Origin of the sequence: Acinetobacter legionensis, from assembly GCF_048552295.1 — a bacterium.
Lineage (GTDB): Bacteria > Pseudomonadota > Gammaproteobacteria > Pseudomonadales > Moraxellaceae > Acinetobacter.
Map to the genome: position 1 here is coordinate 81,775 of NZ_JBIMCW010000009.1, position 26,957 is coordinate 108,731.

Annotated in this window: 24 protein-coding genes; 13 read left to right on the forward strand and 11 right to left on the reverse strand. The window is 37.1% G+C overall.

Annotated features, from left to right (window positions below):
- The first annotated feature begins 13 nt into the window (after positions 1-13).
- Together ACG916_RS09185 and ACG916_RS09190 are read left to right on the forward strand one after the other, a co-directional pair.
- A complete protein-coding gene (locus ACG916_RS09185; protein ID WP_336954264.1) occupies positions 14-694 on the forward strand; it encodes a hypothetical protein in 681 nt (226 codons plus the stop codon).
- Complete coding sequence (locus ACG916_RS09190; RefSeq protein WP_336954265.1) at positions 694-1,398, forward strand: hypothetical protein; 705 nt, start codon at positions 694-696, stop codon at positions 1,396-1,398. Before ACG916_RS09185 ends, ACG916_RS09190 begins: the two co-directional genes overlap by 1 nt.
- 221 nt (positions 1,399-1,619) lie before the next feature.
- Here the strand turns inward: ACG916_RS09190 and ACG916_RS09195 are convergent, their stop codons facing one another.
- The 3 genes from ACG916_RS09195 to ACG916_RS09205 form a co-directional block, all read right to left on the reverse strand.
- Entirely contained in the window at positions 1,620-1,934 is a 315-nt protein-coding gene (locus ACG916_RS09195; protein WP_419327781.1) for a putative quinol monooxygenase, read from the reverse strand.
- A gap of 48 nt (positions 1,935-1,982) precedes the next feature.
- Positions 1,983-2,564: an NAD(P)H-dependent oxidoreductase gene (locus ACG916_RS09200; RefSeq protein WP_336954267.1), complete on the reverse strand. Its 582-nt coding sequence runs from the start codon at positions 2,562-2,564 to the stop codon at positions 1,983-1,985.
- A gap of 204 nt (positions 2,565-2,768) precedes the next feature.
- Positions 2,769-3,380: a glutathione binding-like protein gene (locus ACG916_RS09205; protein WP_004719407.1), complete on the reverse strand. Its 612-nt coding sequence runs from the start codon at positions 3,378-3,380 to the stop codon at positions 2,769-2,771.
- A 214-nt stretch (positions 3,381-3,594) separates the two neighbouring features.
- Here ACG916_RS09205 and ACG916_RS09210 point away from each other — a divergent pair, with 214 nt between their 5' ends.
- From ACG916_RS09210 to ACG916_RS09220, 3 genes are all read left to right on the forward strand, one after another.
- A complete protein-coding gene (locus tag ACG916_RS09210; protein WP_419327780.1) occupies positions 3,595-5,046 on the forward strand; it encodes a SulP family inorganic anion transporter in 1,452 nt (483 codons plus the stop codon).
- A gap of 779 nt (positions 5,047-5,825) precedes the next feature.
- Positions 5,826-6,518 (forward strand): LuxR C-terminal-related transcriptional regulator, encoded by a 693-nt coding sequence (locus ACG916_RS09215; protein WP_336954270.1) that lies wholly within the window; start codon positions 5,826-5,828, stop codon positions 6,516-6,518.
- On the forward strand, positions 6,464-8,404 hold the full coding sequence (locus ACG916_RS09220; protein WP_419327779.1) for a sensor histidine kinase: 1,941 nt from the start codon (positions 6,464-6,466) through the stop codon (positions 8,402-8,404). Before ACG916_RS09215 ends, ACG916_RS09220 begins: the two co-directional genes overlap by 55 nt.
- 160 nt (positions 8,405-8,564) lie before the next feature.
- On the opposite strand, the gene ACG916_RS09225 is transcribed toward ACG916_RS09220, so the two are convergent.
- The 5 genes from ACG916_RS09225 to ACG916_RS09245 all read right to left on the reverse strand — a co-directional run bounded on the left by ACG916_RS09225 (position 8,565) and on the right by ACG916_RS09245 (position 15,888).
- Positions 8,565-11,030, reverse strand: coding sequence for an ExeM/NucH family extracellular endonuclease (locus ACG916_RS09225; RefSeq protein ID WP_419327778.1), 2,466 nt, complete (start codon positions 11,028-11,030; stop codon positions 8,565-8,567).
- Between the two features lie 218 nt (positions 11,031-11,248).
- Entirely contained in the window at positions 11,249-12,895 is a 1,647-nt protein-coding gene (locus tag ACG916_RS09230; RefSeq protein ID WP_419327777.1) for an AMP-binding protein, read from the reverse strand.
- Positions 12,896-13,166: 271 nt separating this feature from the next.
- Complete coding sequence (locus ACG916_RS09235) at positions 13,167-14,300, reverse strand: acyl-CoA dehydrogenase family protein (RefSeq protein ID WP_419327776.1); 1,134 nt, start codon at positions 14,298-14,300, stop codon at positions 13,167-13,169.
- 205 nt (positions 14,301-14,505) lie between these two features.
- Positions 14,506-15,276 carry a 3-hydroxyacyl-CoA dehydrogenase gene (locus ACG916_RS09240; protein ID WP_336954277.1) on the reverse strand — a complete coding sequence of 257 codons (771 nt, stop codon included), beginning with the start codon at positions 15,274-15,276 and terminating at the stop codon, positions 14,506-14,508.
- 228 nt (positions 15,277-15,504) lie between these two features.
- Positions 15,505-15,888: a hypothetical protein gene (locus ACG916_RS09245; RefSeq protein ID WP_336954279.1), complete on the reverse strand. Its 384-nt coding sequence runs from the start codon at positions 15,886-15,888 to the stop codon at positions 15,505-15,507.
- A 271-nt stretch (positions 15,889-16,159) separates the two neighbouring features.
- On the opposite strand from ACG916_RS09245, the gene ACG916_RS09250 reads away from it, so the two are divergent.
- The 5 genes from ACG916_RS09250 to ACG916_RS09270 all read left to right on the forward strand — a co-directional run bounded on the left by ACG916_RS09250 (position 16,160) and on the right by ACG916_RS09270 (position 20,861).
- Positions 16,160-17,176 (forward strand): AraC family transcriptional regulator, encoded by a 1,017-nt coding sequence (locus ACG916_RS09250; RefSeq protein WP_419327775.1) that lies wholly within the window; start codon positions 16,160-16,162, stop codon positions 17,174-17,176.
- Between the two features lie 219 nt (positions 17,177-17,395).
- The gene (locus tag ACG916_RS09255) at positions 17,396-17,743 is read left to right on the forward strand and encodes a hypothetical protein (protein ID WP_336954281.1); all 348 of its coding nucleotides are present in this window, start codon (positions 17,396-17,398) and stop codon (positions 17,741-17,743) included.
- 277 nt (positions 17,744-18,020) lie between these two features.
- A complete protein-coding gene (locus ACG916_RS09260; RefSeq protein ID WP_419327774.1) occupies positions 18,021-19,004 on the forward strand; it encodes an aliphatic sulfonate ABC transporter substrate-binding protein in 984 nt (327 codons plus the stop codon).
- Positions 19,004-19,837, forward strand: a complete 834-nt coding sequence (locus ACG916_RS09265; RefSeq protein ID WP_419327773.1) for an ABC transporter permease — start codon at positions 19,004-19,006, stop codon at positions 19,835-19,837. The genes ACG916_RS09260 and ACG916_RS09265 overlap by 1 nt, the downstream gene beginning before the upstream one ends.
- A 112-nt stretch (positions 19,838-19,949) precedes the next feature.
- Positions 19,950-20,861: a bestrophin family protein gene (locus tag ACG916_RS09270; RefSeq protein WP_336954284.1), complete on the forward strand. Its 912-nt coding sequence runs from the start codon at positions 19,950-19,952 to the stop codon at positions 20,859-20,861.
- Between the two features lie 137 nt (positions 20,862-20,998).
- Here the strand turns inward: ACG916_RS09270 and prmC are convergent, their stop codons facing one another.
- Both prmC and prfA read right to left on the reverse strand, forming a co-directional pair.
- Complete coding sequence (gene prmC, locus ACG916_RS09275; protein ID WP_336954285.1) at positions 20,999-21,817, reverse strand: peptide chain release factor N(5)-glutamine methyltransferase; 819 nt, start codon at positions 21,815-21,817, stop codon at positions 20,999-21,001.
- Positions 21,817-22,905, reverse strand: a complete 1,089-nt coding sequence (prfA, locus tag ACG916_RS09280) for a peptide chain release factor 1 (RefSeq protein ID WP_336954286.1) — start codon at positions 22,903-22,905, stop codon at positions 21,817-21,819. The genes prmC and prfA overlap by 1 nt, the downstream gene beginning before the upstream one ends.
- Before the next feature lie 440 nt (positions 22,906-23,345).
- Here prfA and ACG916_RS09285 point away from each other — a divergent pair, with 440 nt between their 5' ends.
- Positions 23,346-23,726 (forward strand): hypothetical protein, encoded by a 381-nt coding sequence (locus ACG916_RS09285; protein ID WP_419330385.1) that lies wholly within the window; start codon positions 23,346-23,348, stop codon positions 23,724-23,726.
- Between the two features lie 353 nt (positions 23,727-24,079).
- Here ACG916_RS09285 and ACG916_RS09290 read toward each other — a convergent pair whose 3' ends face one another.
- A complete protein-coding gene (locus ACG916_RS09290; protein WP_419327772.1) occupies positions 24,080-24,289 on the reverse strand; it encodes a GNAT family N-acetyltransferase in 210 nt (69 codons plus the stop codon).
- 745 nt (positions 24,290-25,034) lie between these two features.
- Between ACG916_RS09290 and ACG916_RS09295 the strand changes: the two genes are divergently transcribed.
- Together ACG916_RS09295 and ACG916_RS09300 are read left to right on the forward strand one after the other, a co-directional pair.
- Positions 25,035-25,574, forward strand: a complete 540-nt coding sequence (locus ACG916_RS09295; protein ID WP_056512651.1) for a glycine zipper domain-containing protein — start codon at positions 25,035-25,037, stop codon at positions 25,572-25,574.
- A 167-nt stretch (positions 25,575-25,741) separates the two neighbouring features.
- Positions 25,742-26,755, forward strand: a complete 1,014-nt coding sequence (locus ACG916_RS09300) for an LLM class flavin-dependent oxidoreductase (protein WP_419327771.1) — start codon at positions 25,742-25,744, stop codon at positions 26,753-26,755.
- The last annotated feature ends 202 nt before the right edge of the window (positions 26,756-26,957 follow it).

A 26,957-nucleotide genomic window follows, 5' to 3' on the forward strand; every position in this document is an offset into this window, starting at 1 on the left:
ATTGAGAGAGATCATGACTAAAATAATAAATACCACCCTTCTCCTGATCGCTTATTCATCGCTAAGTTTTGCAAATCAACCTTCCAACTCATTACAAAAATTTATTCCAAATAATTGGGAAATTCTTGCTCAAGCAGAGGGTGATTTGAATCAGGATGGTAGACAGGATATTGCTATCATCATTCAACCCAAAAATAAAAACCAGCACAATCGAAAGCTATTAGTGCTGTTTCGAAAAGATCAACAATTACAACTCAAGCTAAGTCGGCAAATTTCTAACTGGACCTATCGTTCAGAAGAACTCTGTATCGAAGATGCTTTAGATGATTCTACGTTGACGATAGAAAATCAACGCTTAGATGTGTTATTCAATACCATGTCATCTTGTAGCAATACATATGGCTTGATGTATACCTATGGGTTTAAACTGAAGAACAATCAATTCCACCTCATTGGATTTGATGTTTATGATTTAGATAAAATTAGTGGCAAACTAAAAGAAACTAGCCTTAACTTTCTAAGCAACAAAGCCAAAGTAACCACAACTCCAAATATCTTTGCACAAGTTGAAACGCCAGCCAAAATTGTTTGGAAAACACTGAGAACTTCGACAGGCTATACTTTGGAAAATATCCCTTGGGATAGTGAAGAATTTATTCATAACTTTAGCGTTAAATTTATTGGAGAAAAATAATGAAAAACAAAACTGGGTTACTTTTATTTTGTACATTAACAATATGCTCAGCTTTGGTTTGGGCAGACACCAATACCAAAGCTGACTATCAATCATTTGTCCCCAAAAACTGGAAAGTACTGAGTAAAGCACAAGGTGATTTAAATGGTGATCAACAAGCGGATCTTGCTTTAATTATTGAAAATACAGATCCAAAAAATATTGTGACAAATGAGGGATTAGGTAATCCTCAGCTGAATTTAAACAATCGAAAGTTATTAATTTTATTTAAAGGCCCTCAAGGCTATCGTCTTATTGCAAGTAATTCCTTGCTTCCTACTGAGGGAGATCAAGAATCACCCTGTCTTACTGACCCTTTAGGTGAAAGCGATCCACTCAACATCAAAAATGGATTAGTTAAAATTAATTTACATTATTGGCTCAGTTGCGGTTCATGGTCTGTCTATAACAACGCTTTTACTTTTCGTTATCAAAACCAGTCTTTTAAACTAATTGGTTACGATACAGATTACTTCCATCGCGCTTCTGGTGAAACCAGTGCGAAAAGTATCAATTTTCTAACAGGTAAAATTAAAAATACTACGGGAGGTAGTGCGTTTGAAAATCAGGATCAAGCTAAGCAAGTTTCTTGGTCTAAATTAAAGAACAGTTATTCACTTAAACTTGAGCAGATTAATTTTAAAGACTACGGTGAATTTGAATAGAACACTTTTCACATCTACCAACGATTCATAAAGCTGGGGAAGAATGTATGGAAGATACTCTGTATCTTCCATACAAAAGCAATAAGGCCAACACTCCCCCACAAAAGTAAACTAAACTACTTCGCTCCAACTCGGCTGGGTTGACTTTAAGTATTAGATTCAATAATCAAGCTCGACATTTTGATTTATATATTTTTAATCTATCCAGCAATGTATAAATTTTAAAATCCATTGTTTAAAATACGGATTTTAACATCAGCAACATGCTCTTTTACTTCAAGTTGATAAGCTTGCATATGCTCAGTTTGCAAGTGTGCATTGAGAAGCTCAATACTTTCCCACTTTTCAAGCATCACAATCAAATCATAATCCTTGATTTGATAACTTACATCAACATCAGCGTCAACCAATAACTGATAGCCATGACAACCTTGCTCTTGTAATACTGTTGGGGTGATTTTCTTAAATGCTTGGATAATTTTATCTTTGTGTAATCCATTTGGATATGCGCGGATTTCAGCCACAATGGTCAACATTTTAAACTCCTTAAATTTTTAAATGAGATATTCAAAATACCAATTAATTTAAGCAAAAAGCTGCTGCAAATGCTGGCGATATGCTTGTTCATATTGCGCAATTTGCGGTGCTTTAATCACATCATTGACAATAAATGTTTCTAAGCTTTCCATCCCTAAAAATTGATTGGCTTTATGAAAAGGTAAATAAACACCATCTACACCAGCACCATGGAAAAATTGCTCAGGATCATCAAACGCTTGTAAGGGTGCATTCCAAGTTAATGACAACATATATTTTTTCCCCTGAATTAAACCACCTGAACCATATTTCTTGGCAGTATTAGAACGGCTACGACCATCATTGGCATATAAACGGCCATGACCAGTGGTAAAAACATCATCAATATATTTTTTCATGGTCCACGGTGCACCCATCCACCAACCTGGCATTTGATAGATCACTACATCAGCCCAGAGATATTTCTCCACTTCTTCTTGAGCATCGTAATTTGCATCAGTACGTGTCACCTTTACACTATGCCCCAAATCGGTAAGTACTGCTTTACCCAAGTCAGTCAGAGTATCGTTTAATTCACCCTTTGAATGTGCAAACTGTTTTGCACCATTTACGATTAAGATATTACTCATTGTTTACCTATGTTTTGCCAATACGTTTGATTTATGGCGCAACTATAGAGCTTATTCTTATTGCAAAAAACGCAAAAATAAACAAAACATTATTGACTAAAAATCAACAATAAATATCTAATTCTTTCTGCTTCTGCCCATTTCACTTTAATCAATTCAATAAAAAAGCACCCGTAGGTGCTTTGTAGCTCTATTCCACTATACTTAAGGAATTAAACCTTCATCACGCATTGCAATCTGTACAGATTGACGTTCAGCAACTTTATTACGTAATGCCACAATATTGGTAAATGGAGTTAGATCATGATGAATTGAATTCGACCAATTTGTCAGTACAAACAAGTACGCATCAGCAGGACCAAAGCGGTCATTAACCAAATAATCGTATTCAGACTCGGCAAGATAGTCATCTATATATTTCAACATCTTATCTATGGTTGCATAGCCACGTACTTTTTCATCTTCAGTGATTGCTGGATCAAAGAAGACAGCATATTCATCATGCAACTCTGAGTTTAAATAACCCAACCATTCTAAAACTTTAGCACGTCCCAAACCTGATGGTGGGATCAAATCTTGTTTAGGATCGTGTTGTGCAATAAAAGGCAGTACTGCAACATTTTCAGTTAAAAGTAACCCTGGATTGATTTCTAATGCGGGTACATAGCCTTTTGGATTGATTTCGTAATAATCTGCGCCCTTTTCTGTTTTATGCGTTTTTAAATCAACACGTTCTAGATCAAAATCAACATTAATTTCGTTGAGTAAAATATGGGCCGCTAAAGAACATGCACCTGGTGAATAATATAATTTCATATCTAATCCTTGTTATATGACTGTTTAAGTTGTAAATGGCTCAGATCACAATTTCAAGTCGTAAAACATAAAATTGCAAAAAGCATAAATTTATAAAATCAGCTATAACTTGAATATTCAACAAAATGAAGACTTTTTCAAGTCAAAGTTAACTGCTTTTTCACTAAGAGATGTTTTAACATACGCATCTTTAAAGAATGATGAAAGGTTTGTAGTGATTAGTCTAAAAAAAGCGGAATGGTTTTCCAATATTCGTACAGATGTACTTGCTGGAATGGTCGTGGGCTTAGCACTTATTCCTGAATCAATTGCTTTTTCTGCAATTGCAGGTGTAGATCCACAAGTTGGTCTGTATGCATCATTTTGTATTGCAGTGAGCATTGCTTTCTTCGGTGGACGTACTGCAATGATTTCCGCAGCCACAGGCGCGATGGCATTGCTCATGGTTACCCTCGTCAAAGATCACGGTTTACAGTATTTATTTGCCACCACAATTTTGACTGGAATTATTCAGATTCTTGCTGGCTATTTTAAAGTTGCAAAGCTGATGCGTTTTGTTTCACAGTCTGTCGTCTATGGTTTTGTTAATGCATTGGCCATTCTCATCTTTGTTGCACAGATTCCTGAATTACAACGTATGGATCTGACGGCTTATCTATTTGTCGCCTTTGGCTTAGGGTTGGTTTATCTTTTTCCCTATATTCCCAAAATCGGTCAACTCATTCCCTCACCCTTAGTGTGCATTATTGTACTAAGTTTAGTTGCCTTATTTTTGGGTGCGGATATGCGTACAGTTAGTGATTTAGGAAAATTTCCAGACACTTTACCACTATTTCTGATTCCAGACATTCCACTTAACGTGGATACCTTAAAAATTATTTTTCCTTATGCCATCACTTTAGCCACCGTGGGTTTACTCGAAACCATGATGACAACTACAATTGTTAATGAAGTGACGCAAACTGAAGGTGATCGTCATAAAGAATGTCGTGGTCAAGGCATCGCCAATATGGTCAGTGGATTTATGGGAGGGATGGCAGGTTGTGCCATGATTGGGCAATCAATTATCAATGTATCTTCTGGCGCACGAACTCGCCTATCGACCTTGATTGCTGGTGTTTTTTTACTGTGTTTAGTGGTCTTTTTAAAAGAATGGCTGTCTTATATTCCAATGGCTGCACTTGTGGCAATTATGATTATGGTGGCTTTTACTACATTCAACTGGGATTCAGTCAAAAACTTTTCAAAACATCCCAAACAAAGCAATAGCGTGATGCTTGCGGTGGTGGTCATTGTACTAATGACGCATAATTTAGCTTTAGGTGTATTGGTTGGTGTACTTTTATCTGCACTTTTCTTAGTCAATAAATTAGAAAATGCAGTGCGTGTCCAGTCTCATCTATTGAACAGCACGACCCGTAAATATCAAATTTTTGGGCAAATTTTCTTTAGCAGTTCAGACAAATTCTTTCAGTTTTTCGATTTTAATGAATCTATTGATCATGTCATTATCGATTTAACTCATGCCCATATATGGGATATTACCTCTGTCAGTATGCTCAATCAGGCACAGAACAAGTTTCTGCAAAATAACATTCAGGTTGAAATTATAGGGATGAATGAAGCAAGTCGAAGCTTAGTTGATCAATTTAGCGCGGTAAAATAAACATCTTTATTTTTCTTAAGGCAGTGATGCTAAGTGTTTAATACAAGTAAAGAACAATAGCCAAAATGGTAATCGCAATACATTGTATCACTGCCAAATTTCTAAGGAATTTAATCATCGTAAACGACATCCATTATAAAAATAATCCATTATTTATCGAATATAACCGATATTTTGCTTTTAAATTGTGATTTTTATCTACTAAAATTTGAATATTTACTTAACCAGTCTCAATAACCTTATCTCAAAAAGTTAACTTGATCTCAATAAATTGACTTTAGACATCATTTGATACTCATTTAGCGCGTTAAAACTCGATTGTAATAAACTGAATATTCATTTCTAATCACTTTGGGTCTGTTAACAATTCGTCTATGTTTGCGACTACGAATATTTTTAGATGATACTAGGCGCGAAATACGAAATTTAGTCATTCTAAATGATGAGAAACATCGTTTCGCAAGGTAACGATGTAGAGGCAAAAAACACGCTAGTCCCCGCTGCGCCTTGCGCTGCAAACAAAGCAGTGCTTTGTTCTTGCTCAGGGTTGTGGTTAAAATTATCTCAGCCTTCGTTATGAAACTTGAAAATAGTCTCGCTATTCTCTTCATGCTTTACGACGTATACGTCTCATGCTCAATTTTAACCTACAACGCAAGCCATTTATGAAATATCAAAAGACCCTTATTAAATACTAAAAATACCTATTATCAGGTATAGATAAAGTCATCAATATCTGAAAAACTAAGTCCAATAGACATGGGCGAGTTTTTTACATCATGAACAATGAGTTAAGTTTACCTGTTCCAGTTATCATCGTAGAAGACGAGCCTCTTATACAAAAAAGACTGACTGACATATTAATTAATCTTGGATACTCAATTTCAGATTTACGTTTTGCCCAAAGTTTAGCTCAAGCCAAAGAACAACTCAGTATACATTCAGCTTCATTTGCATTGGTTGATTTAGGCTTGCCTGATGGAAATGGAATTGAATTTATTGAAATTTTAAAAAACTATGATCCAACCATCATGATTTTAGTGATCTCAGCTTGGAGCACTGAAGATGCCATTCTCAATGCATTAAGTGCAGGTGCAACAGGCTATGTTTTGAAAGAAAGAGATGACTTGGAAGTTTCTCTTTCGATTAAAAGTGTTTTACGTGGTGGGGCCCCTATTGATCCATTTATTGCCCAAAAAATTTTAAAACAACTACATTTTAATGAGAAAAATAATTCAAATAAAACATCGCCCATTCAGAAGGTAATGGATCAGGACAGTGTATTATCCAAAAGAGAATTGGGAATTTTAGAACTAGTTTCTCAAGGCTTAAGCAATAAGGAAATTGCAGATCAACTCAATTTATCCCGTTATACCGTTGAATCTCATATTAAACATATTTATCGGAAACTTGCGGTATGCAACAGAGCCAAAGCCATCGATACAGCACGCAACTTAGGATTACTCGACTAATTCTAAAGTTAATCGGGCTTTTCGGTCTTATCCTAAGTTTGACACAACATTTTGCTTTTGCTGGTGCTCTCTTAACAGCTCAGCCCAATGCAACAGATGCAGCCTGCCATTTTCAAATCCAAAGCATACAAGTTGCTCAAGCGCTTGCAAATCTTGAACAGGTTCCCCAACAGGGATGGGAAACAGTCACCTTGCCAGATGACTGGGAAACGCGCTGGAAAAACTACACAGGCGCTGCTTGGTATAAAATCAAATGGCAATATCAGTGCGATCAGGAAAATCAACCTGTCGCCTTACTGATTGAACGAATCAATATTGCAGGAGCTGTCTATAGCAATAATGAACTGTTATGGAAAGACAAATCCTTAGTAGAGCCATTGTCTAGAAGTTGGAATATGCCAAGATATTGGGTGCTTCCTGCTGCATCTATTCAAAACCAGCAAAATGAAATTTTAGTCCGTGTTGTAGGGGTTGCATCACAACATTCAGGCCTAGGAAAAATTAAATTTGGTCAGGCCGAAGATATCGCCAATCAACAGGATCAGTTGGTTTTTGAACGGCGAACTTTATTTTTTATCAATATTATTATTACCTTTGTGGTGGGAACTACAGGTTTTACCATTTGGCTATTTCGACGCCAAGAAAAAGCCTTTGGGTGGTTTGGTTTAACTTCATTTTTATGGGTATTGTTTGCCTATAATATTATTTCGACCATTCCTATTCCTTTTACCGACAGTATCTTAACAGCACGTCTAAATCTGGTGTTTTTAGTTGGATATACCTATTGCCTCTGTTTATTTGCTTGGCGTTTTGCCAATCGCCATTATCCGTATTTAGAACGTTTACTTTTATTAACTTCTACAATCGCAATTGCGGCATTGCTGTTGACACCGATCAATTATCTAGAACGTAGCTTATCCTCTGTCTTTTTCTATTCTGGCATGGTATTTATTTTTAACTGCTTGTTTTTCCAGTGGATTGCTTTTAAACGTAGAAAGATGGACATTCTCCTGCTTGCGTTTATTTTCCTTATCTATTTACTTATTATTGTTCATGATTTTTATAGCATGATCCATCATCTGGATCAAACGCTCTATTGGACGCCATTGGCCGCACCAATTACCAGCTTAGCGATTTCGTTTATCTTGGCTTATCGTATTTCGCAAAATGTTGGACGTATTGAAAAATTTAATCAGACGCTTGAAGAAACTATTGAAAAAGTCACGTTTGACTTAGAACAATCTTTAGATAAAAAATACCAACTCGAAATTGATAATATGCGGTTGCAAGAGCGTCTAAACCTGTCCCATGAATTACATGATGGACTGGGTGGTTCAATTGTTCGCTCGATGATTATACTGGATCACAGTGAACATATTGAAAAACAACAAGTGATCTCTATGTTTAAACTGTTAAGAAATGACTTACGCCAAGTGATTGACTCAGGAAGCAGTGCTGGGGCAAAAATACCAGAAAGTCCAGTGATGTGGGTTGCGCCATTGCGTCATCGTTTTATACAAATTTTCGAAGAAATGGAGATTGAATCGACTTGGATTTTTGCAGAAAAATGGAAACATAAACCGCTTGCATTGATTTGTTTAACCTTTTCTCGTGTCGCAGAAGAAGCCTTAACCAATATTGTAAAACATAGCCATGCAACTGATGTCGAAGTTTCATTGGTTGAAGATGAACGACAACAACTCGTTTTAACCATTCAAGACAATGGCATTGGCTTTGAAGTAGATCAAGTTCAAGCTGGCTTGCATGTGGGTTTGCAGAGTATGCAAGTGCGAGTAAAAAGAATTGGAGGTAGTTTTGAAATCCATTCTCAGCAGGGTTTTACCGTGATCCGAGCCATAATACCGTTGAAAGATAAAACTGAATGATTTGGATGGATGAAATAGAATTTCGACCAATCATTCGCTTGATCTATGAAGAGATTCAGTCTTAAATCAGTTGGTGCAATTTTTTATGTTCTATAGTTTTATAAAAGCATAAAAAAGAGAAACTAGATCACTAGTTTCTCTTTAAAAAAGATATCGCGTATTAGGATTTCTTTTTAGAACGCGCTAATACTGAGCTCGCTGTAAGCAACATCAGTCCAAATAAAGACCACAGCCCCGTACTGCCCCCACTGCTCTTATGCCCACCTGTAGTACCACTTGATTCATTTAAATCTAAATCAACAATAACCGGATCGTGATCAGAAGAACGGAAAGCATCTGGCGCATAGAAAGAAGCAATTTGCTCTTCAGTCTTATATTCTTCATTGTAGTCTAATGCTGTTGGTTCATCAGCATTGATATGCCATGCAAAAGTACGTTTAACCATTGGGTATAAGTTTGCATCTGCAATGGCATGATCTAAATTACCCGCACCACCATTCCCGGTTGCATCACTGGCCACACCAAAGACATAGCTATATGCAGATTTACCTTGCCCTACTTTTTCATCATTTAGCAATATTTTGTAGTTCGCATTTTCAAATGCCAAGATTGGATCTTCTTTGGCATAACTGTTCATATCCCCGACCAATAAATAATTTGGTTTTTCAGCTTTGGTCGGGTTGGTTGCAATCCACTGAATCAACTTTTGTACTGCAGTAACACGAGTCGGATTCCAACAGCCTTGACCATCACCTTGGTTTGCTTCTGGTGAAGTTTTATCGTCAGGACAACTACCTTTAGACTTTAAGTGATTTGGTACAACAGTAAAGGTTTTTCCTCCCGTTACCGCTTGGAAGCTTTGTGCCATCGTGACTCGGTTTTTCTGTGTCAAATCATCATATACCACAGGATTACCAACAGCTTTTACACGTTTGCTATTATAAATAATCGCAACTGCAATCACATCAGTACCTAACTTATCCATATTCGGTGGGATGACATATTTCCAATCTGCACCTAAAGCTTTGGTTAAGTAATTCACAGCACTTTTTTCGCCATAACCATTGTTGGCAATTTCCATTAAGCCATAAACATCTGCATCAATGGTTTTAATCGCACTGACTATTTTGGCATGTTGACGATTAAATTCTGTCTCGGTGTTTGCACCACGATCTGGTTTAACACCAATCAGCGGAGAATTGTCATAATTTAAGACGTTAAATGCGGCAACACGAACCTGTTTAGTCTCTTTTGCCAAGACGGTTGAATTCCGCAGATTACTGTCTTTGACAACCTCAGGCAAAGCTTTGTTTTGAATCGGTTGAATACGCCAAGCATTGAAACGGTATTCCAAAATCCCTTCAACATTTTTAAGCTGATAGCCTGTACGTAAAGTGTTTGCCGCATTAAATGTTTGTGGCAACCATGGTGTTCTGTTTTGATTATTATAACCATCATCCAAGATAATCTTAGACAGTAAATTTTGTTTTGCTAAAGCAACCGCTTCATTGGATTTCGCAGGATATAAATTGGTTGGGATATATAAGCGTCCCAAACTTAAAGACAATTGACCATATCGACCATAATCATAATTCTCGCTAACCGTTAGGGTTTGAGGAATTTTCACCAACATGCCTTGATAGCGCTTAGGTGCATTGCCTGTAGCATCGGTTAAACTTGAAAATGGCAGTTGAATCGGAGTAGAACTCACCAAACTTGCGGCTTGATTATTACAAGTTTGAATATTGCTGCTCAGTTGATCAATTTGCAATTGATTTTCATAATTGGTTAAACGCCCTTTCAGAATCACTTCTTCACCCACTTTACCGCCAGTGATTGTGCTTGCAGCAGGGAGATAGACAAAAATCGCATTGCTTAAATTTGCTTTAGCTTTACTGTCAGGAGTTTGAATATAAAAACCTGAAAAACCATTTTGATAGCGATAATCCGCAGTAATTACACCTCGAACCACATATTGTTGGTTTTGTGCCGCAGATTGTAAATCTGCAATTGCAGTATCAGCAGTACTACAACTGATTGCAGTGATTGGCGGTGTCGTTGTACCAGTACCTAAATAGCTACTGAATGCATTACGATCTGACCATTTGCTCCACTCACTGTCCAAATCAAAGGCACTATTTGGATCTACAGCGCTGACATCATTTTTATTTTTTATTCTACTTAGGCTATTTTGATAGCTGGTGATTGTTGTTCCCCAGCCGCCACTTGCTGGTTTCTCCCCAATCCGTCCAAAGCGGTCTACAGGTGTACCTTTATAAACAAGGACCAAGGCATCATCACCATTAAATGACAAACCAGCAACCTGATTCACTTTAGTGCCAAGTTCAGCCTGTAATTCGGTACGACCTATAATAAATTTTGCTTTACTGGCTAAATTTCCCTCTAAGGTGTAAGTTGCTGTTTTACTCGTTGCCCCATTGGTATATTGTTCAATTTGATAATCTGCAAGATTTACAGTGCTGCCATCTGGATTATAAATTTCTAAGCCTTTTCTATTTACTGTACCATCAATGTATTGGCTAAACATCAATTGTGCATAGCTTGGAAATGAACAGCCCAATAGTGCAAGGCTTAAACAAAGTATATGTAGTTTTAAATTTTGCATAGTTTTTAACGTTTGTTGAAATTTAAAGCAGATTAATTTTTATTAATGACAATATCGTGAATTTAAATCATTCTATTTGATCCATTTATAGTTTAGACAAAATATACTACTGGCAAAGTGGACTAAAATTGTTATAAGAACCTTAGAAATACGAGATCTCATGCTGATCATAAAAAAAAGCACCCTTTCGGGTGCAAAGCATGGAACTTTAAAATATATTAAGCCAGCAATTGTATTTGCTGTAATTTAGCTACTTCTTGCTGCTTCAATAAATTACGTTGAATTTTGCCACTAGATGTTTTAGGTAAGCTTTCAACGAACTCAATTTCTCGTGGATAAGAATGCTTAGATAATCGTGAACGTACATATTCTTGTAATTTAGCATTCAATTGCTGACAACCCTTGAATTGAGGCTTGAGCACAATAAAAGCTTTTACGATCTCTGTTCTTTCTGGATCAGGTTTGCCAATGACTGCAGATTCTAAAACTTCGACACATTCCAAAAGTGTACTTTCAACATCAAATGGCCCAACACGATAACCTGAAGTTGTAATGACATCGTCTGCACGACCAATAAAATCCACCCCACCTAATTCATTCAAACGGACCGTATCTCCAGTTAAGTAATAATGACCAGCAAAGGATTTACGATTATTCCCACCATAACCTTTAAACCATGTGAGTGGCGATTGAGAGAAGTCAATTGCTAGCGTTCCAATCTCACCTCGTTCAACTTCTTGGTTGTCTTGATTTAACACTGCAAAACGATGACCAGGATTAGCAAAACCTGCTGAGCCGACTTTTATTGCATGTGTTAAAGCATGATGGTTACCTATTACCATACCTAATTCTGTTTGCCCATATTGGTCATAAATATTGACATTTAAGTCATGATTAAACCAATGAATTACTTCAGGAGTTAAAGGTTCACCAGCACTACTAACGGCACGTAAATGATCTTTGATCGAAGTATTAAATTTTTCTTTAAAACCAAAGAACATACGAAATGCTGTAGGTGAACCTGTAAGATTACTGACTTGGTATTTTTGAATAATTTCCAAAGCATGGTCGACACTAAATGCTCGTTCATCCATGATGATACTGTGTCCCAATCCCAATGGGCCCGCTATACCATAGTATAGACCATATGCCCAACCTGGATCCGCGAGGTTCCAAAATGAATCATCTTCACGTAAATCAACAGCGTGACGCATATATTCTTTAAAGGCCAAAATTGCTTTTAATGGCACTGGAACAGATTTTGCCAAACCTGTTGTTCCAGAGGTAAACATCATTAAAAAATTATCTGCAAAACTCATCATGACGGGTGCACATTCAGCTGATTGACTTTCTAGTTCTTGCCAAAAATCTGCATGCTTTGTTGTGGCAAAATCTTGTGGATGAACGGTCAGAATATGCGGAAGTTCAATCCCGTTTAGTTTGGGACGTTGTTCAATGTTGGTGATGATCAGTTGGGTATTGGCCGTTGCTACACGATGCTCAATCGCTTTTGATTCAAAAGCGGTAAATAAGGGCTGATAAATTGCTCCAATACGCCATGTTGCCAATATGGTGATCAATAATTCTGGAGTACGTGGTAACAAACCAGCAATACAATCGCCTGTTTTTAAACCGAGCGATTGTAAATAATTGGCTAATTTTCCTGCTGCTTGTGCCAGTTGTTCAAAGGTCCATTGTGAAGACTCACCGTTTTTGCCTTCCCAGATCAAAGCCACTTTATTTAAACCAACAAAACGCTCGCAGCACTCGATATAGGCATTGATTGACTGTGGGTTGCCAACCAGTTGCTCATTGATTAGTTTTTCATAATCGAATTCTTGATAGGCTTGTTCCAATGTTTTCATGGCAATATCCTTGTATTTTCAGCACAAATCATCTCGATGTGCGGTTCCATATTTTGCTTTCTAGCTTTTCTTTAAAATGTTGAATCATTCAACATGTGTTTCTATGCTTATAGATAATCATGATTAGAATTCACACACAATTTCCAAATACCTCAATTGTATTGCGGTTTTTGAACATCTGTTTTTCCTGTCATGGTGGAAGGCTTTAAAAAAAGACCAGTGCGAAGCTAGTCTTGAGATAGAATTTTGATGCGCTAATCTACAATTGAACTTAATGAATCACCGCTCTTGCGATAACTAAACGTTGAATATCGGAAGCGCCTTCATAAATCTGGCTGACTCGAACATCTCGATAGATTCGCTCAACCGGAAAATCAGCGACATAACCATAACCACCATGAATTTGTATCGCATCTGAACAGACTTTTTCAGCAATTTCAGATGCAAATAACTTCGCCATTGATGCTTCTTTTAGACAAGGTAAACATGTATCTTTTAAAGTTGCGGCATGGTAAATCAACTGCCGTGCTGCTTCGATTTGAGTGGCCATATCGGCTAAGCGAAATGCTACAGCCTGATGTTGTACCAACTCTACTCCAAAAGCTTTACGCTGATTGGCATATTCAACCGCAGCTTCCAATGCTGCTCGTGCCATTCCCACACATTGAGCGGCAATACCAATGCGACCTGACTCTAAATTCGACAAGGCGATTTTATATCCTTCCCCCTCATTTCCTAATATGTTCTCAGCAGGAATCCGACAATTCTCAAAAACAATTGTTGCAGTATCTGAGCAATGTTGCCCCATTTTGTCTTCAATCCGAGAAACGATATAACCTTCTGTATTGGTTGGAACGATAAAACAAGAAATCCCTTTCTTCGCTGCGGATTTATCCGTAACTGCAAATACAATCGCCACTTGTGCGTGCTTTCCAGACGTAATGAATTGTTTGGTTCCATTAATTACCCATGAATCGCCATCACGTTCTGCTTTACATAGCAAAGCACCTGCGTCTGAACCCGCCTGTGGTTCGGTTAAACAGAAACAGCCAAGCCATTGACCTGTTGCCAATGGTATTAAGTAGTCTTGTTTTTGTTGGTCTGTCCCATATTTTTGGATTATTCCACAAGGCAAAGAATTTTGTACGCTGACAATGGTTGAAATTGCACCATCTCCTGCGGCAATTTCTTCAATTGCCGTCACCAAGGAAATATAGTCCAAACCTGCGCCACCCCATTGATCAGATACGGTCATGCCTAATGCACCCAGTTCACCTAATTCTTTGAGTTCTTGATGAGGAAATTTTGCAGTTTTATCACGTTCAGCAGCAGTGGATTTAAGTTTATTCTGCGAATAATTCCGCATCATTTCCTGAACCATTTTTTGTTCATCATTGAGAATCATATGAGCATCCCTCTCAGCACTTTTAAATTTTAAATCACTGCAATCATGATCAGCGACCAGTCAAATCTTGTTGTTTGTATAAATTTAGGCTGAAGTCCACCTAACACGATGGTTGAGATCATGTCAGGCAGTATTGATTTTTTAAAAAGTTTGCTATTGCTTGCGTTAAAGCAAATTTAGACATAAGCAGATAGATTAGACCGGATTACTTTGGCTGCATACGGATTGCGCCGTCTAATCGAATTGTTTCACCATTTAAATAGCTATTTTCACAAATATGACCAACAAGCTGTGCAAACTCTTCAGGCTTCGCAAGGCGTTTAGGAAAAGGCACCATATCACCCAGCGCATCTTGAACATTTTGTGGTAATGATTTCAACATTGGGGTTTCCATAATCCCTGGTGCAATGGTCATCACACGGATGGCATGTTGCGCAAGTTCTCTAGCCAAAGGTAATGTCATTGCAACAACAGCACCTTTAGACGCAGCATAAGCGGATTGACCAATTTGGCCATCAAACGCAGCCACTGAAGCAGTGTTAATAATCACACCACGATCTTCTTCACCTACTTGTAACTCATAACGAGAAATGACATCTGCGGCAAAACGCAGCATGTTAAATGTTCCTGCAACATTAATATTCAATACTTTTTGAAATGCATCTAAAGCATGGATGCCATTTTTACCCAGAACTTTGGCGGATGGACCAATCCCTGCACAATTAATTAAGCCATTTAATTGCGCATAATCCTGTTCCACATTTTTAAAGAATTGTTCAACAGCAATTTCATCCGTCACATCAAGTTGAACAAATTTTGATTTTTCACCTAAGCGCTTCTGCATTTCTTCGCCAAGCTGGTGATTCATATCCACCATGATCACTTTCGCACCTTGACCAATCAAATGTGTGGCTGTAGCAGCACCTAATCCAGATGCACCACCAGTCACTACAAAAACTTTTCCTTCAATTTTCATTTTATTTTCCTAGTTCATTGTTTGAATAGAGCAGTTTAAATGATGAATTAAACCCACTTTCGACTTAAGATGCAGAGTAAACATAGTCAAGCTTGAGTACAATTTCCAAAAGTTGCATCTTGTATGATGTATTTGGACAATAGCAATATTTCATAAGATCAACAGCGTCAAATCACAACATAAAAGAATAGGAGAGAATGGATCAATGCTCTTATAATCTTAAAATACTTATTTTTCTCTATAACACACATTAATTTTTCCATCGATTTGTTTATAGCACGTCCAATATTTACCAATTAACCGTGTTGTTTGCTTTTTATTTTTCTCACTTAAATAATAGACTTCAGCAACTTTGAGATGATTAAATTGATCACCAAGTCTTACATCACACTCGGTGTTATAACATATTATTGGCTTTTCAATAAAAAACACTTTTTTACTAAAATTAAGTTCAACATATTCAGCATCAGTACCAATCCCATGGACTATTAGACAAGACTTAACTGTAATACTTTCGTTTACATTCAGGCACTGTCGCTCTTTATTTGTATTTTCAAGTGCAAATACTGTGATTGGCAATACCAGTAATGGCAATAAAAGTGAATATTTCATTTTTATACATTATTTTTGATCATAGATGCATTAAAATAACAAATTATCATTTATTTTCAATGCTAATCAATTGCAACAGCTAGCCCTTTCATTCTTGTAATAAAAGATTGAGCTAAAGCCAAGAAAAAGCATATTATTCATTGACGAATCTAGAATAAAATTTGAGTATATGTTTCTGTATTCATTTTATTTCCACAATAAAATAAATGCATAATTACTTTAATTTTGTTTAAAATTTCATAAATTATCTGGTTTTATTAAAGTATACCTTGTGAATATTCAACAATTCAGTGAAAGCAAAGGCACAATTTCTATTGCATTGGTACATGAAGCCCTGAACAGTGCCCAAGATAAGGGCTATGATATAAAGCAGATTTTGCATGATGCAGAAATACCAATGGAAATATTTCAGGCAGCCAAATCACGTATTGCTGTTTCTGCTTATGCAAAACTTTGGACTAAAATAGCTGACCATATGAATGATGAGTTCTTTGGCATGGACTCGCATCAGATGCGACGTGGTTGTTATAATTTATTGTCTAAAATGGTCATGCAAGCGGATACCCTACAGACTGCGATTGAACAAATTTTGCAATATTTTAATTTTGTCTTGGATGATTTCTCCAGCAAAATGATTGTAGATGAAAATTATGCATACATTGTCATTACAGACAAATTACAAACCAAGCGCATGTTCTGCTATGCCACTTATATCATGTTGGTTCACAGTTTAATCTGTTGGTTAGCAGATCAAAGAATTTTACTCAATCAATTACAATTAAAATGCATGCCTCCTGAAGATGACAACGATTATCGCATTCGATTCTGTGAAAATATTACTTACCAAGCAGTTGAAAATTATCTGCAATTCGATGCAAACTACTTAAATATTCAAATCAAACGCGACCAAAAATCTTGGTATAGTTTTATTAAAAACACCCCCGAAAATCTACTATTAAGATTTAAGAATCCTTTGGCTTTAAGTTCAATGATTCGCAAGCAATTACTTTCTATTGCTCCTGCTGAATGGTTGGAACTTGGTGAACTATCTGCGCAGCTTAATATTTCAGAAGCCACTATACAACGCCGTTTAAAAAATGAAGGCAGCAGTTACCAACAACTCAAAAATGATATACGGCGGGACATGGCGATTGAACTACTTTGTAAAACCACATATACCTTACAAGACATCAGTGAGCTGTTGAATTTTCAGGATGCCAGCGCATTTCATCGGGCATTTAAAAAATGGACTGGTCTAAGTCCAGGTGCTTATAGAGAACCCAAATAACATCGTTCAATAAAAAAACAGTATTTTAGGAAATTTCTTTTAAATCAAAACTATAATAAAAAAATATATCAATATAAAGTCAGGCTCTCTGTTTACAGCTCATCTGAATCAGGTTGCAATTTGATCAAAAATGGTATATTTATTACCCAATTTAAAGCAGATTTTCTGCTTATTCCCTGTTGTACCCTCCTCCCCTTTAATCACTTTTAGGTCACTAACATGATTAAGATGATTGATGTACTAGAACAAAATCTAGTTCAAAACTTTATCCATTCCCTTTCTGCTCAAACTGAACATTTAGATGAGCTTATCGAAGGTATTTTAAAAGCTTCAGATCATGACTTTGAACATGCCATGAATGATTTTTTCAAAACCAATGATGCATCAGAAGTCGCACAAGCGCTTGATATTCACCAAGAACGATTAGATGCAATTCAATCAGGCTTAGCAATGAAAAAAGAAAATATTGCTGATACTGCAAAAATTGTTGCGCTCTGTCTGGCACTTGAAACCAATGCATTAGACCAAGTTGAAATTGCAGATAGTCTGGAAGATTATCCAGTTTAATTTACCCCAATCCAAAAATGCCTCGATACCGAGGCATTTTTTTTGTCTAATGACTAAAATTTAATTAGAATATTTTTTTATAACTCATTTCAATAATCATCTATTCAACAAACAAATATGCATATTCCAGAAACATAAATTAATTCAAATGGTTAAACCAATATTTTTTACATTTCATATTTTAAGAAGTCAATATCTGTTTTTCTTTTTTGTGCTTTCACCCTAAAAAATATACATATCTAGCTCTGTGTTTCTCTTTGAGTTTTATGGGGTATATATGAAAGTTTTTAGCAAAAAAATGACACGCTTAGTTTCCACCTTAGCCTTAAGTTTAACCGCAACGTATTCTTTTGCAGCCATCCCAACAACATTGAAATTAGACTATGCCTATTACGCCCCAACAAGTTTAGTGGTTAAAGAACAAAAGCTGTTAGAAAAAGCCTTACCCAAAACCGAGGTCAAATGGGTATTTAGCCAAGGCAGTAACCGTTCACTTGAATATTTAAACAGTGGCAGTATCGATTTCGCCTCGACTGCGGGTTTAGCAGCAGTATTGAGTCGTGCCAATGGCAGTCCGATTAAAACGGTTTATATCCAAAGCCAGCCAGAATGGACTGCATTAGTCGTAGCTAAAAACTCAGCAATCAAATCCTTAAAAGACCTCAAAGGGAAAAAAATTGCTGCAACAAAAGGTACAGATCCATTCTTATTCACTCTTCAAGCACTTGAAACGGTTGGCTTAAATAAACGCGATGTGCAATTGGTACATCTACAACATCCAGATGGAAAAACAGCTTTAGAACGTGGTCAGGTAGATGCTTGGGCTGGTCTTGATCCACTGATGGCGTCTGCACAATTGCAAACAGGTGCAAAACTGCTCTATCGCAATATCGCTTTCAATAGTTACAGTGTGTTAAGTGTAAAAGATCAATTTAGCACCCAAAGCCCAGAAGCAGTTGAGGCTGTAATTAAAGCTTATGAACAAGCACGTAAATGGGCAAAAGCCAATCCAGATAAGCTTGCAGAATTATTAGCACGTGAAGCAAAATTGCCACTTGAAGTGGCGAAGTTGCAATTGAGTCGAACTAATCTAGATCAAAATATTCCAACCGCGAAACATCTTAATGCGCTAAAGAAAGCAGGCACTATTTTGACTGAAGAGGAACTGGTTCGAAAAGGAACTAATGTAAATCAAGTTGTGGATCAACTATTTGACAGCAAATATGCGCAAAAGGTCATTGGCAAGGTTGCTGAGAAGTAATGACAAGGTCTACACATACTCAATCGATGCACAGACAATCAAATGTACATATAGCGCAGGCGGGTTTATACAAACCTGCCTTTAAGGCCAATGTTTTAAAATGGGTCAAAGGAATTACGATTCCGTTGTTGTTCATTTTATTATGTGAGTATTTAGTTCGTTTTGGATGGATTGAGTCTTATCTTCTCCCTGCCCCAAGTAGCTTAGTTAGCTCATTCAAGGAGCTTGCCGCAGGTGATTTATTTACCCATATTTATACCAGCACTTGGCGCGTATTTTTAGGATTTTTTATTGGTAGCTTATTGGGGCTAATTTTTGCACTTGCAGTGGGTTTAAACAAACACATTGAGGAATTTTTAGAACCTACATTTTCAGCAATCAAATCTATTCCAAGCCTTGCTTGGATTCCGTTATTGCTTTTGTGGTTAGGCATTGATGAAGCCTCCAAAATTACTTTAATCGCGATTGGTGCATTCTTTCCCACCTATACCAATAGCGTATCTGCCATACATGGTGTTGATACAAAGTTGTTAGAAGTGGCAAAAGTATACCGTCTGACCTATCTACAAACTATCTTCCAAATTGTTCTGCCTGCTGCATCTCCTGGAATTCTCGTTGGACTAAGAAATAGTTTAAGCCTAGCGTGGATGTTTATGATTGCAGCAGAACTGATTGCAGCTACACAAGGTATCGGTTATCTGCTCAGTGATGGTCGAGAAACCTCACGGCCCGATATTGTGATTATTGCGATTATCTTGCTGGCTGTCCTCGGTAAAATCACAGATAGTCTAATGAAATTGATTGAAAACTGGTTTTTACGTTGGAGAACTTAAACCATTCAGATACGGCTTTTGATCAGCCGTATTTTTTTAAATTGCTTATTTGCAACTTGCATTTCTGCTTTTCTCTATGAAACACTGTCGCAGTAATATTTAGGTAGACAGTATGATCATTCGAGATAAAAGTAACAGCTTCGCACTTCTCTTTGCTTGGCACGGCACCATTCTTCCCAAAGTCTTACCCGCATTAACCTTTGTTGTGCTGATCTCGACAGTTCTGGTTTACCTATCATCACATCACTATTTTACAATTCCTGCTGTACCAGCAATTGGATTTACCGTGTTCGGCATTATCCTCTCTATTTTCTTAAGTTTCAGGAATACTGCTTGCTATGATCGTTGGTGGGAAGGTCGTAAACTCTGGGGTTCATTGATTGCAACATCACGACACCTTTCTCGTGATACTCATGTTTTAAAAGAAAGCCAGCGTAAAGTTTTAATGTATCGTGTGATGCTTTTTACCTGTTTATTAAGAAATCGCTTACGCAATCAAAACCAATCCATTAATTTTTATAATAATAAAGTCGATTTAGATGAATTGACCTTTAACCAGCTGAAAAATCACCTCAATGCCTCACAATTTGTTTTAGAAGAAATTCAAAAATCTTTAGTTCAATCACTTAAAACAGGTGAAATTTCTGACATTATCTATCAGGGTTTAAACCAACATATTGTTGCACTTGGTAATATTCAGGCCGGATGTGATCGTATTTTAAGTACCCCCCTGCCTTATTCCTATTCAGTCTTATTACATCGTACAGTATATTGTTTTTGCTTGATTCTACCATTTAGCTTAGAAGCTAGCTTAGGTATTTGGACACCTGTTATCGTCAGTTTAATTGCTTATTTATTTTTAGGTCTAGATGCTTTGAGTGCCCAGCTTGAAGAACCATTTGGCCTACAAGAAAATGATTTACCTTTAGATTCGATTACCCGTTTAATTGAAAGAGAAATGCTCAGCTCTTTAGGTGAAGAACTGTTAGAGCCAATTCAATTGGTTAAAAGTAATTTGACTTAAGCTATTTTTCTAAAGCTCAACTTCAAAATATAAAAATACATCGAATTCTTTTAAAGTTTATTGTGCGTTAAAAAAGACTTTGTTGATTGAGCAATCACTGCAACCCAACAAAGTCTTTTTAAAACAACAATCCAATTCTAATTTATCCATTGACCTAAAGTCACACGATCATTTCCACCATAATCTTTAACAGTTCTGACCTGTTTAAAACCAGCACCTTTAAAAATGTTTTGAACTGCTTCAGCTTGATCATAACCATGCTCAAGTACAATCCAGCCTTGTGTCGCCAACCATTTTTTACCTTGCTGAATAATATGCTCAATATCCGCCAAACCATGCTGTTGGGCAACCAAAGCACGTTCAGGCTCAGAAGCGAGATGCTGCATATGTTCATCATCAACATCGATATAGGGTGGATTCGAAACAATCACATCAAAAAATTGACGATTCAAAGCTTTAAACCAACTTCCTAAGAAAAATTTGACCTGCCCTAAGTCATGCTTTTCAGCATTATGTAGAGCAACTTCTAGAGTTGGTTCATAGATATCTGTGGCAATAATAGACCAATTAGGACGCTCACTCGCTAGTGATAATGCAATTGCACCTGTACCTGTACCTAAATCAACCATACGAGTATCTTCAGGCAAATCAAGATTTAAAACTGTTTCAACCAAGACCTCAGTATCTGGACGAGGAACTAAAGTATCTTTGCTAACCGTTAAATCCAAAGTCCAAAATGGTTGTGAGCCAGTCACATAAGCCAATGGTTCACCAGCAGCAATCCGCGCTAAACCGTTAACATATTGCTGTTCTTGCTCAACCGTTAATTCTTGCGTAGATTTAAGTGACAAATCAAATGCATCAATTTTTAAAATATGCTCAAGTAACCAAGCATTTTCTTGACGCTCGTAACTTTCAGCTTCTCCACGTAAGGCCAAAGCCTTTGCAATATTCATTAACCACCATTTTGTTGTGCAAGCATCGCCAACTGATCTGCTTGATATTCGCGATGTAAACTGTCAAGTAGCTCAGTCAAATCACCTTCCATTACTGCATCTAACTTGTATAAAGTTAAATTAATACGGTGATCTGTCATACGACCTTGTGGATAGTTATATGTGCGGATACGTTCCGAACGATCCCCGGAACCCACCAAGTCACGGCGCATTTCAGAAGTTGCTGCATCGGCAGCAGCGCGTTTCGCATTTTCTAAACGTGAAGCCAATAATGCCATCGCTTTTGCTTTGTTTTTATGCTGTGAACGTTCATCCTGACATTCCACAACAGTACCTGTTGGAAGATGGGTAATACGTACAGCAGAATCCGTTTTGTTAATGTGCTGACCACCCGCACCAGAAGCACGGTAAGTATCAATACGTAAATCCGCAGCATTAATCTCTACAGTAGTGTCTACATCAACTTCTGGAAGAATTGCCACAGTACAAGCTGAAGTATGGACGCGGCCTTGTGACTCAGTAGCTGGAACACGTTGAACACGATGCGCTCCACTTTCAAACTTCAAACGACCGTAAACACCTTCACCATTCACTAGACAGATAATTTCTTTATATCCGCCATGTTCGCCTTCATTTTCAGATAAGATTTCAATACGCCAGTTTTGAGTTTCAGCATATTTACTATACATACGGAATAAATCACCCGAGAAAATCGCAGCTTCATCACCACCTGTACCCGCACGGATTTCCAAATATGCTGAGTTGGCATCATTGGGATCTTTAGGAATCATGAGAATATTCAACTCACTTTCGAGTCGTTCAATTAAAGCTTTGTTCTCTTTGATTTCCTCAACAGCCATATCCTTAAAATCTGGATCAGTTAACATAGCTTCTGCGGTTTCAATATCTTCTTCAGCTTGCTTGTACTTTTTCCAGACATCAGTAATTTCGGATAAATCATTATGCTCACGGGACAAATTACGAAAACGCTTATTGTCTGAAATGACTTCAACATCTGCTAATAATGCTTCTAACTCTTCATGTCGATCACAAAGTTGGTCTAATCGTAAACGTAACGATTCTTTCATTTTAAATACATTCTCAATCTAAGCCTCACCAAAAACATCGAGCTTTATAACAGCCCATTTAAAATTGGTAAGAAAATTCTAAAATTGTGCCTAGTTTACCGATTCTGCCATTTAAATGACACATTTATATAAGAACCATCAAAATAAGCAGTAGAATTTATAGCAAGATGATCAACATGATTTTTGATTAGATGTTTGTTTTCTCCATTATTCATGCTATTTGTTGACTAATATGGGTGTTTTAAATTCACTTTTAATAGAAAATATACATTCAGATACCAAACGCTATCAATTTTCAGATTCCTCTCCACATTTTTTGGAAAAATTTTTGTTACATTTGCCACATCGAATATAGATAGAACTGTCCAAATAAGGACATGGAGCAACACATGAAATTTAATACGATCATATTAAGCACTATATAAGCAGTAACTTCAGTATTGACAGTAAGTGCCCATGCTGACAACTCAACACGTATTGCAGCAACTTCTGCTCTAGGTAGTGTCGTTGGTACTGCAGTAGGTAAACAAATTGGTGGTAACACTGGCGCAATGATTGGTTCAGCAGTAGGTGGTGCAGGTGGTGCTGCAGCATCAACCAATAGAAAAGACCGTACTGCGGCTGCAATCGGTGGTGGTTTAGGTGGCGTTGGTGGCTATACCGTCGGTAAAAATATGGGTGGTACCACAGGTGGTTATATTGGTGCTGCTGCTGGTGCGGCGGGTGGTTCGGTTCTCGGAAAAAAAGTTTCTCAAGACCGCCATGCAGATCAACGTAAGTACAATAAAAAGTACTACAAAAAACACCGTCGTCATCACTAATTGATCCGTGAATGATATCAAGCACCTTCGGGTGCTTTTTTATTTTTCATATTATTCTGCTCCGTTTTCTTCAACTTCTTTTTCAAAAAAAATGACCTGCATATTTAAAAATGAGAAGTAAGTCTTTGTATAAATAAAAATTTAAGTAAAGATTGATGCGCAGAAACATTATTTTATTCAGAAAATGCAATTATATTTTTAAAGCCTCTAGCTTGAATATCTTCACATAATTTGATTGCAGCTTCTTTTATCTAGCCCTTTCACCTTTCTTGTTTTAGTAAACGAAATCCTAATTCAACGGTTTGATTACCATTCAATACGCATTTTCCAAAACCACAATATCCAATAATTTGCTAAGTTGCTTTTAAGAAAATCGCCATTTTTGCATAGCCATATTCTTTATAATGTTTCTCAATCTCCCAAAATCGCCCTATGGCAGACTCAGTCGTTAAAACCCCATTGGGAGAAAAAGCCATAAAATCTTCATCCTGAAATAAAGCAGAGATTTCCAATAAATCTTTTTCCATAAATGGTTTTAAAATTAAACGTTCAGTTTCGATCATTTGTCTTTAGCCCGAGCGATTCTTCATATTTATTCACATATCACTATCACGTTTCGTTATAGTCAAACCCCCTAATTATTTATACAAATGATTTTCATCCAGTCATTGATCATCAATGAAGCTAATGTTTTTTGTATGAAATCGAGAAGTTTTGGCTATGAATAAGTTTTTGTATTTGTGAATCCTAGATGGTTATCCTACCGTGGGGCGACATGGATGTCGCCGTTGGGCGGGGGTATATGAGCAAAAATAAAGCACTGCTTTGTTTGCAGCGCAAGAGCCCTGTTAAACGGAAGATTTTTATCATCTTTTCATATCTGAAAAGTGAGGCAACGCCTACGTAAAGGTATTTAAACTTTGAATGTAAGGTGTGGCATTGCAAGCTTTTTATCATCAAACAATTTATTTTCCATACAATTGATTTAATTAAAAATGCTAATTAAGAGAAATTATATTCTTGTATATAAGTTTTTTAATAGGTTGACTGTATGTTATGGCTATACATTGGTAGAGCTGCATCTCAAAAGATATTTTAATATTAAAATATCATCATGATTATTACGACAACAATATTCCCCTCATAAGATCAACATAAACTAATCATGAATAAATTAATCAGCCAAATATACAATCCACACACAAAACAGAGAAATTGCTTACATTCAAATCCATAATTATTGCTAAATGTTTCGTTATTCTAGCCTCAAGTTAAAGAATTCGAAGAAGCTTCGATCAGGAGTTTAAAATGAAATTACAAGCAATCCTTGGTGCAACTGTAATTGCAGCAACAATGATGACGACTGCACATGCAGGTAACTCAACCAATACAGCATTAACATCTGCACTTGGTGGTGTGGTGGGTGCTGCAATTGGGCAACAAATGGGTGGTTCAACAGGTGCGATGATTGGTTCTGCAATCGGTGGTGGTGTTGGCGCAGGCGCTTCATCAAATAAACGTGACCGTAATGGTGCGATCATCGGTGGCGCTTTAGGTAGTGCTGGTGGTTATACCGTAGGTCGTAATGTGACGGGAACTTCAACTGGTGGCTATATTGGCGCAGGTCTTGGTGCTGCAGGTGGTTCGGCATTAGGTCAAAAAGTCAGTGACGACCGTCGTTATGATGACCGCTATGACAGCCGTTATGGACGTTACAATGATCGTTATGATCGTAGCGGTTATCGTAATGTTGATTATCGCTATAATGACCGTGGATATCGCAAAGACAATGGCAATCATTATGGTCACTACAAAAACAAAAACCGTTGGAATAACTGGAAAAATTAATTTCATTGCAAAATTAATATCCAATTATTTAAATCAAGCACCTTCGGGTGCTTAATTTTTTTGGATAATAAAATCAACATCAAAAGCACTAAATATCGACAATTTTCGATATACATTTGCACACTTATATCGTATTATTTCGATATATATTATTTTCGAGTTTAAAAATGTCGTCTTTAACAGATACCGTATTAAAGAATACGAAGTTCTCTATCCTAGAACTCGCACCTGTTCGAGAAGATCAAACAGTTGAGTTTTCACTTAAGCATGCATTGCAACTTGCCCAGCATGCAGAACAGTTGGGCTTTGATCGCCTTTGGTTAGCTGAACATCATAATATGGACGGTATCGCCAGCTCCGCAACTGCTGTATTGCTGGGTTACATCTTAGCCAATACAAAAAATATTAAAGTGGGCTCGGGAGGGATTATGTTACCCAACCATGCACCTTTAGTGGTTGCTGAACAGTTTGGTACCTTGGCAACACTCTATCCAAATCGTATTGAACTCGGCTTAGGTCGTGCGCCCGGAACAGATCCAACCACCATGCGTGCATTAAGACGTGGTCGTCAAGAAACAGAAGAGCAATTTCCACAAGATGTTTTAGAAATTTTAAGCTATTTCGCCGACGCAGTGCCTCAGCAAAGAATTAAAGCAACACCAGGGCAAGGTACGCATGTGCCTGTGTGGCTTTTAGGATCGAGTCTTTTTAGCGCACAACTGGCGGCTAAATTAGGACTTCCTTATTCATTTGCCTCACATTTTGCACCGAGAATGTTAGGCCAAGCCATTCAGCTCTATCGTGAAAATTTTGAACCATCCGCCTATTTAAATAAACCGTTTGTATCTATGGGGGTTCCTACTGTCGTTGCCCAAACCGATGAGGAAGCAGAGTATCTAGCCACAAGTGTGTATCAACGTATTCTTGCATTACTGACAGGGCAAAGTTTAAAACTGAAACCGCCTATAGCAACAATGGAAGGCCGGTGGTCTGCATCAGAGAAAATTTCCGTACAAAACTTCTTAGGTATGGCGCAAATTGGCTCACCAGATACAGTGAAAAATGGTCTAAAGCAACTTTTAGAAAAATATCAGGTAGATGAATTTATTTTCACTTGCGATATTTATGATACACAGAAGCGCCTAGACAACTTTAGTTTATTGATGGATTTAAAAAAATAATACAAATCAATCATGTTTTCCTCTTTACCAAAATGAAATGACAAATTTCATTTTGGTTTTTTTTGATTAAACTGCCCTATAGCTTAAATATCCAATTGATTTAAAATACTATTTACTATTTTCCACACTTAAATTTTATTTGAATTAGCTCTCATAAATTGAAAAGATTTGCCATCTCATTTCAAATCAGCATAATAGAACA